This is a genomic window from Streptomonospora sediminis, assembly GCF_054778995.1.
In genome coordinates, this window is record NZ_BAAGYZ010000067.1 from 69,658 (window position 1) to 84,512 (window position 14,855).

Genomic DNA, 14,855 nt, shown 5'->3' on the forward strand with positions numbered 1-14,855 from the left:
CCGTCGACACCGGCGACGCCCCAGGCGAGCGCCACCCGCTGGCAGACCTGTGGCGGCGCGCCGACCTGCTGGCCGGCGAGATCGGGGCCGTGCGGACCCGCCTGGCCGCAGCCGCCGGGCGGCCCCTGGCAGCGGTGGAACAGCGGGCAGCGGCCTCGATCTGCTACCAAGGGCTGGCCGCGCGGCTGCTGTGCCCGGCGGTGGCCGCGGCACTGTGCCACGGCGTGCTCGCCCCGCCCGATGCGCTGCAATGGGTCCGCCGCGGCGGCCGGCTGCAGCCGGCCCTGGGCGAAGGCGCGGGCCGGATGCTTGACCCCGGCCGCCCCCGCGCAAAAGCGGCCGCCGACCTGGTGTCCGAACACGTCCTCACCGCCGCGCTGGTCCCCCTCGCCCACGCGGTACGCGCCCAGGCCGCGCTGGCGCCGCGGCTGCTGTACGGCAACGCCGCCTCCGCCCTGGCCGGCGCCGTCCAGGCGCTCGGCGCGGACCGCCCCGACCGCGCCGCCGACGCCGACGCTCTGGCGCGCCTGCTGCTGCAACGGCCCCCGCTGCAGGGCCTGGGCGTGTTCGCCCCCGCCGCCGGCGACCGCACCGGCCAGGCATCCGCCTTCACCCGCACGACGTGCTGCCTGTACTACCGCGTGCCCGGCGGCGGCCTGTGCGGCGACTGCGCGGTTGCGGCCCGCACGCACCGCCGCTGAAGCATCCCCGCGCCCGGCGGGTTTCGGACCGCACCCCGGTGGGGCCCTCGATCCGCCGGTGCGGCGCCCGCACCGGCCGCATCCGGCGACCGGCAAGCACAGCACCGCCTTTGACCAGCGGTTTCGGAACGCTCGCAACTCCGGGTAATTTTTTCTATTGCTTTTTGTGTCTACCGGGTCGGGTAGGTCGCCACCGGGCGGCCGCAGCCGCGCCGCCTGTTGCCCCGGCCCTGCAGGGCCGCCCTACCGAAGGGAACCGCCTTGCCCGACACCGACACCGCCGACGGCGCAGGCCTGAAGATCGGCCCGCAGGACTGGCGCTACCCCGCCCTGCGGCGCGGCTACAACCCCCGCTGGAGTGCCACTCCCGACTACATCCGCCTGGTCGCCGACCGCACCCAGGCCCGCAACGCCCTGGCGATCGCCCTCAGCGAGCCCGCCGCCGACGCCTACCGCTCCCGCATCACCGTGCGCTCGGGCGGGCACTGCTACGAGGATTTCGTCTGCTCCCCCGATGTCCGCGTCATCATCGACGCCTCCCTGATGAACGGCATTTACTACGACCCGGCCATGGCAGCGGTCTGCGTCGAGGCCGGCGCCAGCGTCTGGGACCTCACCGAGAAACTGGTCAAGAAACTGGGGCTGCTGCTACCGGGCGGTTCCTGCAACACCGTAGGTGTCGGCGGGCACGTCACCGGCGGCGGCTACGGCCTGTTCTCCCGCCAGTACGGGCTCACGGTCGACTACCTGTACGCCGTCGAGGTCGCCGTGGCCAACGCCGACCGCAGCGTCGACCTGGTCACCGCCACCCGCGACGACACCGGTGAACTGGGCGAGCTGTGGTGGGCCCACACCGGAGGCGGCGGCGGGAACTTCGGGATGGCCACCCGGTTCTGGTTCCGCGGCCTGCCCCAGGCACCCAGCGGCTTCGAACGCATCGAAGGCGGCTGGAAGTGGTCGCAGATGGGCTACAACGACTTCAACCGGCTCGTCACCAACTTCGGGAACTTCTTCTCCGAACACCGCGGCACCGGCGGCCGCTACTCCGCGGTGTTCGGCATCCTGCAGCTGACTCCTTCCAGCAGCGACCAGATCGGGCTGATCGCCCAGATCGATGCCACCCTGCCCGGCGCCCGCGCCCGGTTGGACGAGTTCGTCGCCGAGCTCGGCCGCGGTGTCGGGCCCGCTCTGGAGCACCGCACCGAGGCCGCAGGCGAGCATCCGCTGCTGACCGGCTCCAAAGACGCCGTCCACGTCGCCATCGCCGACCTGATGAGCAACCAGCCGCTGCTGAACGACGAGTCGGGCAAGTACAAGTCGGCCTACATGCGTTCGCCGCTTCCCCAGAACCAGATCGATGCGGCCTGGTGGTACCTGACCCACGCGCCCCGGGGTGTCAGCAACGCGGTGGTGCAGATCGACTCCTACGGCGCGGCCATCAACGCTCCCCCGCGCGATACGGCCGTGGCCCAGCGCGACTCCATCATGAAGCTGCAGCACCAGGTCTACTGGCTCCACGACCAGGACCCCCAGCTCCACCTGGAGTGGATCCGCCGCCTCTACCAGGACATGTACGGCGACGCGCAGGGGCGGCCGGGCGTGCCCGTGCCCGGCGAGATCACCGACGGCTGCTACATCAACTATCCCGACGTCGACCTCAGCAACCCCGAGTGGAACCGGTCCAACATCGCGTGGTCGACGCTGTACTACAAAGGCGACTACGAGCGGCTGCGCCGGGTCAAGCGCTACTGGGATCCCGGCAACGTCTTCCGCCACGAGCAGTCCGTCCAGCCCTGAACACACCGCCGCCGGCGCTGGGCCGCGGTCAACGGCCCGGCAACGGTGCTGCACACGGGCCGGTCAGGAGCCGCGGTTCTCGCCCAGTTCCTCTTCGATCGGGTTGACCGGACCGGTCTCCTTGGCCTGCTCGGAGACACCGGGCTTGGTGTGGTGGCGGCGCTGCTGGGCGCGGTCGGATTCGCTGCGCTGCTGCCCGCCCAGCTCGTCCTGGGGTACCGACCGCAGCACCGCGTTGGGCTCGTTGTAGTCCGCGGGAGGCATGGCCTGCAAGGCGCTGAGCAGGAACCGGTCGGCGCCCTGCTCTTGGGCGTACTCCACGATCCGGTCCTTGCCGACGGGAAAATCCAGCCCGGACAGGATCTGCTTGAGGCCCTCGATGTCGTGCAATACCGCCATCGCCCGCTCCTTTCGCGTGCCCGCGTCTTCCCGGTGGAGGGCGGGCGGGGAGTGCGCCCAGCCCGTCCGGCACCGAACATGCACCGCGCCGACTACCCCTGCCCCACCCCCTCCAACCACACCGGCCCGGCCCGTGCGAACCCTCGCCCGGCGGCCGGGCGGGCGCAGCGGCGGGCCGGGCCGATCAATTGCGGATGGTGACGGCCACCCCGCGTGCTTGGAGTTCGGCCGGCACGGGGGCGAAGGCGCCCGACTCCGAGAAGGTCCAGGACCGGTCAGGCAGTTCGAGGTGTGTCAGCGACACCACTGCCGGGGCACGGCCCGGCCGCCGGTTTGCGCAGGTGGCGGCTCCGGCGACCGGGCCGTCTGGGTGGCCTATTCGGTTCGGACCCGCTGCTCACAGGCGGCCAGGCGGTTCAGCCACTCGCGCAGCAGTGCGGATTCGGCCGGGCTCAGTGCGCCGGAGGACTCCCCCAGCACCGAATCCAGGGCCAGGGCCCGGGTGGCGACCGTGCCCGGACCGGCGGGGTGGCCGCCGCCATCGCCATCGCCGGTGGCGGCGGGTTCGGAAGTGGTGATGGCGGCCAGCACGGTCTCGCGCGTGCGTGGCGCCAAGTCGGGGCTGCGCCGCTCGGGCGGGCGCTGGATGAGGGAGAGGGTGACGCCCATCCCGGCGGCACCGACCAGCTGCGCGGCGTCGGCGACGGGCACGCGCAGCCGGCCGGCGGCGGCCACCGCCTCCAGCAACCCGACCAGGAACGCTTCGGCGTCCTGGGCGGCCGGCGGGCGGTGCCCGGGCCGCGCGGTGCCGTACATGAGGGTGTACAGGGCCGGGTTGGCCAGCCCGAATTCCACATGCAGGTCCCAGCCCTGGCGCAGGTCGGCGACGGGGTCGCCGGTGGGGGCCATGCCCCGCTTGTCGTGCAGGTAGCGCTCGAATCCGCGGCGGGCCAGAGCGTCGAGCAGGCCCTGCTTGTCGGTGAAGAGCCGGTAGAGGGTGGGCACCTGGACGCCGGCGGCCGCACTGACGGCGCGGGTGGACAGCCCTTCGGCCCCCTGCTCGGCGAGCAGGTCGCCGGCTGCCTCCAGGATGCGCTCCCTGGCCTCGTGCTTCTTCTCATCGGACATGGATCGATGTTATCCGGAACTTGCTACCCACGATAACGTACCTGTGCTAACGTAATTCCGTTATCAGCGATCGGAAACTGTTCATGGAGTCAAGGAGCACCGCAATGGCCATGGCAACACGCACCCTCGGCAGCAGCGGACCGGCGGTATCGGCCCTGGGCCTGGGCATGATGGGCATGTCCGACCTCTACGGCCCCGCCGACCGCGGCGAAGCCGTCGCCACCCTGCACGCCGCGCTGGACGCCGGCGTCACCCTGTTCGACACCGGCGACTTCTACGGCATGGGCGACAACGAGATGCTGCTGGCAGAAGCCCTGCGCGAACGCGACCGCGGCAACGCGGCCATCAGCGTGAAGTTCGGCGCGCTGCGCGGCCCCGACGGCCGCTGGGCGGGCCAGGACGGCCGCCCCGAGGCGGTGCGCAACTTCCTCGCATACACACTGCGCCGCCTGGGCACCGACCACATCGACATCTACCGCCCCGCCCGCCTGGACCCCGAGGTGCCGGTGGAGGAAACGGTGGGAGCCATCGCCGAGATGGTCGAGGCCGGCTACGTGCGCCACATCGGGCTCTCCGAGGTCGGCGCCCAGACCCTGCGCCGCGCCGCCGCCGTGCACCCCATCGCCGACCTGCAGATCGAGTACTCGCTGGTCTCCCGGGGCATCGAGGAGTCGATCCTGCCCACCGCCCGCGAACTGGGCATCGGCGTGACCGCCTACGGGGTGCTCTCCCGCGGCCTGCTCTCGGGCCACTGGAACAGCGACCGCACGACCGCGCCGGGCGACTTCCGCGCCTTCAGCCCCCGCTTCCAAGGCGAAAACCTGCAGCACAACCTCGCCCTGGCCGAGGCGCTGGGCGCCGTCGCCCACGCCAAGGGCATGACCACCGCCCAGGCGGCCATCGCGTGGGTGGCAGCGCGCGGCGAGGACATCGTGCCGCTGGTGGGCGCGCGCCGGCGCGACCGGCTGGCCGAGGCGCTGGGCGCCGCCCAGGTCGGACTCGGCCCGGCCGAGATCGCCGAGATCGAGCAGGCGGTGCCGGCCGGTGCGGCCGCGGGCGAGCGCTACCCCGAGCCGCTGATGGGCTCGCTGGCCAGCGAAAGCTGACCGGCGCCGCCCCGGGGCGCGGTCGGCGGGCGCGGCCCGGGGCCGGGCCCTACCCGGTGGGCTGGTGCCCGTCGCCGCCGTGGTGGCCGTGCGGGTCGTCCTCGCGGGCCGGCGCGATCCACAGCGCCTCGGCGGCCAGCAGGCCCAGCGCCTGCTCGCGCTGGGCCCCGGGCGCGCCGATGCGCACGATCAGCGGCCCGCCGAAGGGCCGGCGCTCCACCAGTTCGATGGGCATCCCGATCCCGATCTCCTGCTCGGCGAGGTGGCACAGCAGATCGGGGTCGGAGTCGTTGACCCGCACGATCACCCCGGTCGTACCGGCCTCGGCCGCCGACAGCAGTTGGGTCGTGCGTTCGGGGACGCGGCCCTCGCGGGAGGGGATGGGGTCGCCGTGCGGGTCGACGGCGGGATCGCCCAGGTGCTCGGCGATGCGGTCGACGAACCGGTCGGAGACCACGTGTTCGAGGATCTCGGCCTCGTCGTGGACCTCGTCCCAGGAGTAGCCCAGCGCCTCGACCAGGTAGGTCTCCAGCAGCCGGTGGCGGCGCAGCACCGCCAGCGCGGCCTTGTCGCCGGTTTCGGTCAGGTGGACGGCGCCGTAGCGGCGGTGGGACACCAGCCCCAGCTCACCGAGCTTGCGCAGCATCCCCGACACCGAGGAGTTGGACACCGACAGCCGCTCGGCCATCGCCGAGATGGTCACCGGACCGGAACCGCGTTCCTGCAGGTCGTATATGACTTTGACGTAGTCCTCGACCGAGGTGGACGGCCGCTCGGATGCGTTCCCCATGATCGCCACGGTATCGCGCCCGCGCCCCGCGGCGCGGCCCCAACGAACCAACACCGCACCCGCGCGCCACCCGTGCGCATGAGCGGTGCCGCGCCGCGGGGCGCGGCCTGGGCCACGTGCCCGCCGCCGCACCGGAGTGGAACCCCCGCCGCCGCGCCCTCTGCGGCACCGGACGGCAACCGCGGCGAATGTTTTACCAGGTCACGGTTTTATCCATGATCATCCGTGCGGTAGCATTCCACGTAAGTCGTACAAGTGTTCGACCTGTTCGGCAAAAGTTTCGGATTTCGGCCTGTCTTCCCCGGGCGTGCGCCAAACCGCGCCGCCCTGGCCGCAGCAACGGGGGGAAACCATGGCCACACCGCACCTCGCCGCAGCGGCGCACCGGAAAGGCCGCCGCTGATGGCCGACGCCTTCGTCCACCTCGATACCGCCTCGGCGGCGTCGATGCGCCACGGCACCGCGCCACCGCACGAACTGGTGGAGCGCGCCGCCGAACTGGGCATGGACATGCTCGCGCTGACCGACCGCGACGGCCTCTACGGCGCCGTCAAACACGTGCGCGCCTGCACGGCGGCCGGAATCGCCCCCGTCCTGGGCGCCAACCTTGCCGTGGCCGCCCCCCAAGGCGGCCGGATCACGGTCCTGGCCCGCGGCCGGACCGGCTGGGCATCGCTGTGCCGGCTGGTCAGTGCCGCCCACGCCGAAGGGGCGCGCGGGGTGCCCGCCGTCTCCCGCAGGGCACTGGCCGCCCACGCCGACGGGCTGGTCGTCCTCGCCGGGCCCGAATCCGACGTCGGCCTGGCCGCGGCCCAGCACCACCTCCAGCGCGCCCGCCGGTGCCTGGACCGCTGGCGCGAGATCGCCGAAACCGCCGTCGAACTGGTCGACCACTACGGGCCCGGCCAGCACCGCCGGGCCACCGCGATGCTGCGGCTGGCCGAGGAGACCCGCACCCTGGCGGTGCTGGGCAACGCCGTACGCTACCCCCGCCGCTCCGGCGCCGAGGTCGCCCGCGTCCTGGACGAAGCCCGCCGCTGGCTGCCCGGCGGCGGCGACGCGCCGCCCGAACACGGCGGCGGCCAGGCCTACCTGAAAAGCACCGCCGAAATGGCCGAAGTCGCCGAACGGATCTGCGGCCCCGACCGCACCGCCGTGCGCCGGCTGCTGGCCCGCACCCGCGCCCTTGCCGCCTCCTGCCGCCTGGACCCCGGCACCGACCTGGGCATGGACCGCCCCCACCTGCCCGAAATCCCCGCCGCCCGCGACCGGCTGTGGCTGACCTGCCGCGAAGGCATGGCCCGGCGCGGCCTGGACAACGACGAGCGCGCCCGCTCCCGCCTGGCCCGCGAACTCGAAACCATCGAACGCAAAGGGTTCTCCGCCTACTTCCTGACCGTCGCCGACATCGCCCACCGCATCCGCGAACAGGGCATCCGCTGCTCCATCCGCGGTTCGGGCGCCGGCAGCCTGGTCAACCACCTCATCGGCATCTCCGCCGTGGACCCCCTGGCCCACGGGCTGCTGATGGAACGCTTCCTCACCGACAGCCGCACCGGACTGCCCGACATCGACCTGGACGTGGAATCGGCCCGCCGCCTGGACGCCTACCAGGTGATCCTTGAGGCCTACCCCGACGCCGCCTGCGTATCGATGATGGAGACCTACCGCGCCCGCAGCGCCATCCGCGACGTCGGCTCGGTCATGGGCATCCCGCCCCAGGAGATCGACGTGCTGGCCAAGGCCTTCCCCCACATCCGCGCCCGCCAGATCCGCTCGGCAAGCACCGACCTGCCCGAACTGCGCTCCGGCGGCCTGGCCGACTACCCGGTGCAGACCCTGTTCAGGCTGGCCGAACGCCTGGACGGGCTGCCCCGCCACATCGCGCTGCACCCCTGCGGCATCGTCGTCTCCGACGCCTCCCTGCGCGACCGCGCACCGCTGGAACCCAGCCGCATCGGCTACGACATGGTCCAGTACGACAAGGACGACGTCGAAGAAATGGGCCTGATCAAACTCGACGTCATCGGGGTGCGCATGCAGTCGGCCATGACCCACGCGCTGAGCGAGGCCGAACGCACCGAAAACACCCGCATCGACCTCGACGCGCTACCCGCCGACGACCCCGCCACCTACGCGATGGCCGCCTCCTCGGCCACCCTGGGCTGCTTCCAGATCGAATCGCCCGGCCAGCGCGAACTCCTCAGCCGGCTGCGCCCGGCCGGCATGGACGACCTCATCGCCGACATCTCCCTGTTCCGGCCCGGCCCGGTCAACAGCGACATGATCACCCCCTTCATCGCCGTCCGCAACGGCGAACGCACCCCCCGCGCCCCCACCCCGGTCCTGACCGAAATGCTCGCCGACACCGGCGGAGTGGTCATCTTCCACGAACAGGTCGACGAAGTACTGCACGCCATGACCGGCTGCGGCCTCGACCAGGCCGAGGCGATGCGCCGCCGCCTGGGCACCGACGCCGGCAAAGAACAGGTCCGCGAACGCTTCACGGCCATGGCCGGCGAGTGCGGCCACAGCGAGCAGGTCATCGAGGAGGTCTGGCAGATCCTCTCGGCCTTCGGCGCGTTCGGGTTCTGCAAGGCCCACGCCGCAGCGTTCGCGCTGCCCACCTACCAGTCGGCCTGGCTCAAACGCCACCACCCGGCGGCCTTCTACGCCGGCGTCCTCACCCACGACCCGGGCATGTACCCGCGCCGCGCCATCATCGACGACGCCCGCCGTTTCGGCGTGCCGGTCCTGGGCCCCGACATCAACCGCTCCGGCCGCCACTGGCAGGTCGAACCCGCACCGCAGGGCAGGCTGGGCATCCGCGCCGCGCTCGCCGACGTCAAAGGCATCACCGACGCCGAAGTGGAGGCGCTGGTGGCCGGACGCCCCTACTCCTCGCTGAACGACGTCGCCAACCGCGCCCGCCCCTCCCGCGGCGTACTGGAAGGACTGGTGCAGGTGGGCGCCTTCGACGCCCTCTACAACATCACCTCCGAAACCGGCGGCGCGGGCACCGGCGGCCAAGAACCCGCCCCGCCCGGCGGCCCCACCCGCCGCGATTTGCTGCTGCGGGTGAGCGCCCTGGACCGCGCGACCCGCCGGCCGCTGGGCGGCGGCCAACTGCCCATCGCGCTGGAAGCCGCCGAAGGGCCCCACCGCACCGGGCTGGTGCCGATGACACCGCACGAACAGGTCCAAGCCGAACTTGAGGTGCTGGGCTATGACGCCTCCCGCCACCTGCTGGACTGCTACACGGAACTGACCGCCGCACTGGGCGCCATCGGCGGCGCGGTGCGCGCCCGCGACCTGGCCGCGGTCCCGCCCGGAACCGAGGTACTGGTGCTGGGAGTGAAAGTGGCCACCCAGACCCCCGCCGTACGCTCGGGCCAGCGCATCATCTTCACCACACTGGACGACGCCACCGGGCTGATCGACCTCACGTTCTTCGAATCGGTACAGCAGCGCTGCGCCGCCACCGTCTTCGGCTCCTGGCTGCTGGCGGTACGCGGCAAAGTGCGCCGTGCGGGCGCGGGCATGGCCACCGTCAACGCCACCCACGCCTACGACCTGGAGGAGTTGGCGCGCACCTGGTACGGCGGCGGCACCGGCGCCGCCGCGGCGCTGCGCGAACAATTGCAGCGCCCGCAGACCAGCGTCCCGGTCAGCGGCGTGGGCGGGCCGCGGATCCGCTACGCCAACGGCTACGAACTGTCCACCTACGCCGACATCGCACCGGCCGGCACCGGCGCCGCCGCCGCACCCCGCAAACTCTGGCACGCCAGCCAAGGCAGCGCCGGGCGGTAGCGCCGAGTCCGGGCCGGGGCCGGGGCGCTGCTTTCCCGTTGATGATCATGCAGAAATGCCGGTCCCAGCGTTGAATTCCGGGCATTTCTGCAGGGTCGGTGACCGCGCGCCCCCGCCACCCGGGGGCCTGGCTGCTGCACAGGGCACCGGCACGCGGGCAGTCCCGATCGATCAGGGCCTATTAAACAGGACTTGGCCCGCCCCGGCGATGCGGGCGTTGACGGCCTCGGGCGCCAGGATGCGGTCCAGTACCAGCGCGGCGCCGCCGCCCAGCCCCGACTGCTCGCCGCCGCGCGCGGCCACGATCCGCAACTGGCGGGTGGCCAGGGCGGTGCAGCGGCGGAACACGACCTCGCGCACCCCGGCCACCAGGTGGTCGTGGGCCCGGCCCAGCAGCCCGCCCAGCACGATCACCTCGGGGTTGAGCAGGTTCACCGCGCCGGCCAGCACCTCGCCCAGGCGCCGCCCGGCCTGGCGCACCAGCCCCACGGCGTCGGCGTCGCCCTGGCGGGCCAGCTCGGCGAGCTCGGCCACCCCCGCCACCGCCCGGCCCCGCTCGGCCATCTCCGCCAGCAGCGCCGGGCCCCCGGCGAGGGCCTCCAGGCAGCCGGTGTTGCCGCAGCGGCAGGCGGCGCCGGCCCCGTCGCGCACCGGGATGTGCCCGATCTCCCCGGCCGCGCCCAGCGCACCGCGCAGCAGCGCACCGCCGGCCACCACCCCGGCGCCGATCCCGGTGGAGGCCTTGACGAACAGCAGGTCGCCGGCGCCGGGGTGCACCGACCGGTGCTCGCCCAGCGCCATCAGGTTGACGTCGTTGTCGAGCAGGACGGGCGCGGGGAAACGTTCGGCCACCAGCGGTGCGATCTCAATGCCGGCCCAGCTCGCCAGCACCGGCGGGGTCTCCGAACGGCCGGTGGCGAACTCGACGGTGCCGGGCACGCCGATGGCGCTGCCGCGCACGTCGCCGGCGCCGCGCCCGCAGCCTTCCAGCAGGTGCTGCCAGGTCTCCAGCAGCCAGGGCACCGCAGCGTGGGGGCCCTCCTCGATGCGGGGTGCGCCGCTGGTGGCGGCCAGCAGGTTTGCGCCCAGGTCATAGACCGCCGCTTGGCTGGCAGACACACCCAGCGCACTCGCCAGCACCACGCCGCCGGCGGCGTTGAACTCCAGCCGGGCCGGCGGGCGCCCGCCGCTGGAGGGCGCGGCGGCGCCCTCGGTGACCAGGCCGAAGCCGCGCAGTTCGTCGATGCGCAGCGCCACCGCGGGGCGCGACAGGCCGGTGAGGCGCCCGATGTCGCTGCGGGTGGCGGCCGCGCCGGTGCGGATGAGCTCCAGCACGTGGCCGCTGGAGGCGGGGGCGGCCGATGCCGCCTTGCTGCGGGGCATGCCCCATTGAAGCACGGTTGCGTCCCCATACCGCGTTAACTTGTGCACTTTTGTCATCAAATGTGCAGAAGTTGGGCTTGTGGCATGTCACAAGTGCCCGCTATGTTGCCAGAGTCCCTGCACGCGGGCCCGCCACCCCCGCGGCCCGCCTGCCCCGCTACCCCGACCCCGGCGGCCTTGGGCCGCCCCGCGGCCCGCACCGCCGGCACCCCCGCCCCCCTGTGCCGCACCCCCAGCCCGCCGGCCGCCCCGCCACGAAGTGGAGAGCCCGCTCGATGAGCCCGCACGCCCGCATCGCCGATGTCACCCGCCGCATCGCCCAACGCAGCGCCGACACCCGCAGCGCCTACCTGGAGCGCACCCGCGCGGCCGCCGCCCAGGGCCCCGCCCGCACCGGGCTGGGCTGCACCAACCTCGCCCACGGCTTCGCGGCCTGCTCACCGGCCGACAAACTCGCCCTGGGCGGTGCGGTCAAACCCAACATCGCGATCGTGTCGGCCTACAACGACATGCTCTCGGCCCACCAGCCCCTGGCCGACTACCCCGCCCAACTCAAGGACGCCGTCGCCCAGGCCGGCGGCGTCGCCCAGTTCGCCGGCGGGGTACCGGCGATGTGCGACGGCATCACCCAGGGCCGCGCCGGCATGGAACTGTCGCTGTTCAGCCGCGACGTCATCGCCATGGCCACCGCCGTGGCCCTGTCCCACGACATGTTCGACGGCGCGCTGATGCTGGGCGTGTGCGACAAGATCGTGCCGGGCCTTTTGATCGGCGCCCTGTCGTTCGGGCACCTGCCGGTGGCGTTCGTGCCCGCCGGCCCGATGCCCTCGGGCCTGCCCAACAACGAAAAGGCCAAGGTCCGCCAGCGCTTCGCCGAAGGCAAAGCCGACCGCGGCGAACTGCTGCAGGCCGAATCGGCCGCCTACCACGCACCGGGCACCTGCACCTTCTACGGCACCGCCAACTCCAACCAGATGCTCATGGAGGTCATGGGCCTGCACCTGCCCGGCGCCAGCTTCGAGCAGCCCACCAGTCCGCTGCGCACGGCGCTGACCGCCGAGGCCGGGCGCGCCGTCACCGCCAACACCGCCCTGGGCGAGCGCTACACACCCGTGGGCGAGGTCATCGACGAACGCGCCATCGTCAACGCCGTGGTCGCCCTGCTGGCCACCGGCGGCTCCACCAACCACACCCTGCACCTGGTGGCGGTCGCCCAGGCCGCCGGAATCGAACTGACCTGGGACGACTTCGCCGCATTGTCCGAGGCCGTGCCGCTGCTGGCCCGCATGTACCCCAACGGCTCCGCTGACGTCAACCAGTTCCACGCCGCAGGCGGCATGGCCTACCTGATCGGCCAGTTGCTCGATGCCGGACTGCTGCACGAGGACGTCGCCACCCTCGCCGGAGGCGGCTTGTCGGGCTACCGCCGCCGCCCCCGGCTCACCGGCACCGGCGTGGCCTTCGACGACGAGCCCGCCCACAGCACCGACACCACCGTGCTGCGCGGCACCGCCGAGCCTTTCGGCGCCGACGGCGGACTGCGCATGGTCGGCGGCAACCTGGGCCGCGCCGTCATCAAGGTTTCGGCCGTGGAACCCCAGCGCCACACCGTCGAAGCGCCCGCCCGGGTCTTCGACAGCCAAGCCCAACTGCAGGAGGCCTTCACCGCCGGCGAACTCGACGGCGACCTGGTCGCGATCGTGCGTTTCCAGGGCCCCCGCGCCAACGGCATGCCCGAACTGCACAAACTCACCCCGCCGCTGGGCGTGCTGCAGGACCGCGGCCACAAGGTCGCCCTGGTCACCGACGGCCGCATGTCGGGCGCCTCGGGCAAGGTGCCCGCCGCCATCCACGTCAGTCCCGAAGCCGCCGCCGGCGGGCCGCTGGCCCGCGTGCGCGACGGCGACCGGGTGCGCCTGGACGCCGCCGCCGGCATCCTGGAGGTCCTGGACACCGACCTGGACGCCCGCCCCGCCGAGTCCCCGAGTGTGGACTCCTCCACCGGCACCGGCCGCGAACTGTTCACCGCCTTCCGCCAGGCCGTGGGCCCGGCCGAGCAGGGCGCCGGCGTGTTCGGGCCGCTGCGATGAGCCGGCTGCAACCGCCCACACCCCAGCGCCCCTGGCTGGTCGCCGACATCGGCGGCACCAACGCCCGGTTCGGGCTGGTCCAAGCGCCGGGCGCCCGGCCCGCCCGCATCCGCCGCCTGGAGGGCGCCGCCCACGCCGACCTCGCCGCCGCCGCCCGCGCCTATCTGGCCCAGACCGATGAGCCCGGTGCGCCCGCCCGGCCCAGTGCGGCGTGCGTGGCCGTGGCCGGGCCCGTCAGCGGCGACCGCATCCGCCTGACCAACTCCCACTGGGATTTCTCCGCCGAAGGCACCCGCCTCCAGTTGGGCCTGGACCACCTGGAAGTCCTCAACGACTTCGCCGCCCTGGCCCTGTCGCTGCCGCGGCTGGGCGGCGGCGACCTGGCCGGGCTGGGCGGGCCGGCGCCGGCCCCCGGCAAACCCATGGCGGTGCTGGGCCCGGGCACCGGGCTGGGCGTGGCCGGGCTGCTACCCGCCGCCGGCGGGTGGGTGCCCATCGCCGGCGAAGGCGGCCACGTCGACGTGCCCGCCTGCGAGCAACGCGAACGCGACGTGGTGGCCCTGCTCGCCGCCGAACAGGGCGGCCCGGTCAGCGCCGAACACCTGCTGTGCGGGCCGGGCCTGTCTCGGCTGCACGCGGCGCTGGCCCGCCTGCGCGGCGAACAGCCCCAACACCGCTCGGCCGCCGACATCTGCACCGGCGCACACGGCGACCCGCGCTGCGCCGAGACACTGGAGGTGTTCTGCGGGCTGCTGGGGTCCTTCGCCGGCAACACGGCGCTGACCCTGGGCGCCACGGGCGGGGTGTTCCTGGGCGGCGGCATCCTGCCGCGTATCATCCCGGTGGTGCGCTCCAGCGGCTTCCGGCGCCGCTTCGACGACAAACCGCCCATGTCGGCCTACCTCGAAGGCATCGCCACGAACCTGATCGTGGCGCCCGACCCGGCGCTACTGGGCGCGGCCGCCCGGCTCGACCAGTGCCCGACCCCCGTCCAAGGAGGCGCAGATGTACCCGCGCAGCAGTGAAGACCTCTTCGGCCTGGCGCCGGTGGTGCCCGTCGTCGTCCTCACCGACGTTGAGGCCGCCGTCCCGCTGGCGAGGGCGCTGGCCCGCGGCGGCCTGCCGGCCGTGGAGGTGACTCTGCGCACCGACGCCGGGCTCGGCGCCATCGAGCGGATCGCCGCCGAGGTGCCCGAGGCCGCGGTGGGCGCCGGCACCGTGACCACCCCCGCCCAGGCCCGGGCCGCCGCCAAGGCCGGGGCCGGTTTCCTCGTCTCCCCCGGCGCAACCGCCGACCTGCACGAGGCCATGATCCAGACCGGGCTGCCGTCGCTGCCGGGTGCGGCCACGGCCTCAGAGGCCATGGGCCTGCTGGAACGCGGCGCCGAGGCGATGAAGTTCTTCCCCGCCGAGGCGGCGGGCGGGCGGGCCTACCTGAAGTCGCTGGCCGGGCCGCTGCCGCAGGTGCGGTTCTGCCCCACTGGCGGCATCACGCCCGACTCGGCCGCCGACTACCTGGCTCTGCCCAACGTCGGCTGCGTGGGCGGCACGTGGCTGACCCCCGCCGATGCCGTGGCCGCCGGCGACTGGGCCCGCGTCGAGGCCCTGGCGCGTACGGCGGCCGCGCTGCGGCCCGCGGCCTGAGTTGACG

At 73.4% G+C, this 14,855-nt stretch carries 11 protein-coding genes; 7 read left to right on the forward strand and 4 right to left on the reverse strand.

Translation table 11 applies throughout. The features are described 5' to 3' along the window. Positions 1-89 precede the first annotated feature (89 nt). Positions 90-701 carry a (2Fe-2S)-binding protein gene (locus ACYVD5_RS13495; RefSeq protein ID WP_461001359.1) on the forward strand — a complete coding sequence of 204 codons (612 nt, stop codon included), beginning with the start codon at positions 90-92 and terminating at the stop codon, positions 699-701. A gap of 261 nt (positions 702-962) precedes the next feature. After that, positions 963-2,498, forward strand: coding sequence for an FAD-binding protein (locus ACYVD5_RS13500; protein WP_461001360.1), 1,536 nt, complete (start codon positions 963-965; stop codon positions 2,496-2,498). A gap of 63 nt (positions 2,499-2,561) precedes the next feature. On the opposite strand, the gene ACYVD5_RS13505 is transcribed toward ACYVD5_RS13500, so the two are convergent. Beyond that, positions 2,562-2,897 (reverse strand): DUF2795 domain-containing protein, encoded by a 336-nt coding sequence (locus ACYVD5_RS13505; protein ID WP_461001361.1) that lies wholly within the window; start codon positions 2,895-2,897, stop codon positions 2,562-2,564. A 375-nt stretch (positions 2,898-3,272) separates the two neighbouring features. Next, positions 3,273-4,025, reverse strand: a complete 753-nt coding sequence (locus ACYVD5_RS13510; protein WP_461001362.1) for a TetR/AcrR family transcriptional regulator — start codon at positions 4,023-4,025, stop codon at positions 3,273-3,275. Between the two features lie 104 nt (positions 4,026-4,129). Between ACYVD5_RS13510 and ACYVD5_RS13515 the strand changes: the two genes are divergently transcribed. Beyond that, entirely contained in the window at positions 4,130-5,131 is a 1,002-nt protein-coding gene (locus ACYVD5_RS13515) for an aldo/keto reductase (protein ID WP_461001363.1), read from the forward strand. Positions 5,132-5,180: 49 nt separating this feature from the next. Here ACYVD5_RS13515 and ACYVD5_RS13520 read toward each other — a convergent pair whose 3' ends face one another. Further along, positions 5,181-5,921, reverse strand: a complete 741-nt coding sequence (locus ACYVD5_RS13520; RefSeq protein ID WP_461001364.1) for a metal-dependent transcriptional regulator — start codon at positions 5,919-5,921, stop codon at positions 5,181-5,183. A 402-nt stretch (positions 5,922-6,323) separates the two neighbouring features. On the opposite strand from ACYVD5_RS13520, the gene ACYVD5_RS13525 reads away from it, so the two are divergent. After that, the gene (locus tag ACYVD5_RS13525; RefSeq protein WP_461001365.1) at positions 6,324-9,731 is read left to right on the forward strand and encodes a DNA polymerase III subunit alpha; all 3,408 of its coding nucleotides are present in this window, start codon (positions 6,324-6,326) and stop codon (positions 9,729-9,731) included. 171 nt (positions 9,732-9,902) lie between these two features. On the opposite strand, the gene ACYVD5_RS13530 is transcribed toward ACYVD5_RS13525, so the two are convergent. After that, positions 9,903-11,114, reverse strand: coding sequence for an ROK family protein (locus ACYVD5_RS13530; RefSeq protein ID WP_461001366.1), 1,212 nt, complete (start codon positions 11,112-11,114; stop codon positions 9,903-9,905). Positions 11,115-11,389: 275 nt separating this feature from the next. Between ACYVD5_RS13530 and edd the strand changes: the two genes are divergently transcribed. Genes edd through eda form a run of 3 tightly spaced genes read left to right on the forward strand, consistent with a single transcriptional unit; the run spans position 11,390 to position 14,848 of the window. Then, positions 11,390-13,204, forward strand: coding sequence for a phosphogluconate dehydratase (gene edd / locus ACYVD5_RS13535; RefSeq protein ID WP_461001367.1), 1,815 nt, complete (start codon positions 11,390-11,392; stop codon positions 13,202-13,204). After that, positions 13,201-14,229, forward strand: coding sequence for a glucokinase (gene glk / locus ACYVD5_RS13540; protein ID WP_461001368.1), 1,029 nt, complete (start codon positions 13,201-13,203; stop codon positions 14,227-14,229). The genes edd and glk overlap by 4 nt, the downstream gene beginning before the upstream one ends. After that, the gene (gene eda, locus ACYVD5_RS13545) at positions 14,210-14,848 is read left to right on the forward strand and encodes a bifunctional 4-hydroxy-2-oxoglutarate aldolase/2-dehydro-3-deoxy-phosphogluconate aldolase (protein ID WP_461001369.1); all 639 of its coding nucleotides are present in this window, start codon (positions 14,210-14,212) and stop codon (positions 14,846-14,848) included. The genes glk and eda overlap by 20 nt, the downstream gene beginning before the upstream one ends. Positions 14,849-14,855 lie beyond the last annotated feature (7 nt).

Coding starts and splice junctions, on each gene's coding strand:
- ACYVD5_RS13510 (WP_461001362.1), bottom strand. CDS start 4,025: ATGTCCGATGAGAAGAAGCACGAGGCCAGGGAGCGCATCCTGGAGGCA.
- ACYVD5_RS13515 (WP_461001363.1), top strand. CDS start 4,130: ATGGCCATGGCAACACGCACCCTCGGCAGCAGCGGACCGGCGGTATCG.
- ACYVD5_RS13520 (WP_461001364.1), bottom strand. CDS start 5,921: ATGGGGAACGCATCCGAGCGGCCGTCCACCTCGGTCGAGGACTACGTC.
- ACYVD5_RS13530 (WP_461001366.1), bottom strand. CDS start 11,114: ATGCCCCGCAGCAAGGCGGCATCGGCCGCCCCCGCCTCCAGCGGCCAC.
- edd (WP_461001367.1), top strand. CDS start 11,390: ATGAGCCCGCACGCCCGCATCGCCGATGTCACCCGCCGCATCGCCCAA.
- eda (WP_461001369.1), top strand. CDS start 14,210: ATGTACCCGCGCAGCAGTGAAGACCTCTTCGGCCTGGCGCCGGTGGTG.
- glk (WP_461001368.1), top strand. CDS start 13,201: ATGAGCCGGCTGCAACCGCCCACACCCCAGCGCCCCTGGCTGGTCGCC.
- ACYVD5_RS13525 (WP_461001365.1), top strand. CDS start 6,324: ATGGCCGACGCCTTCGTCCACCTCGATACCGCCTCGGCGGCGTCGATG.
- ACYVD5_RS13505 (WP_461001361.1), bottom strand. CDS start 2,897: ATGGCGGTATTGCACGACATCGAGGGCCTCAAGCAGATCCTGTCCGGG.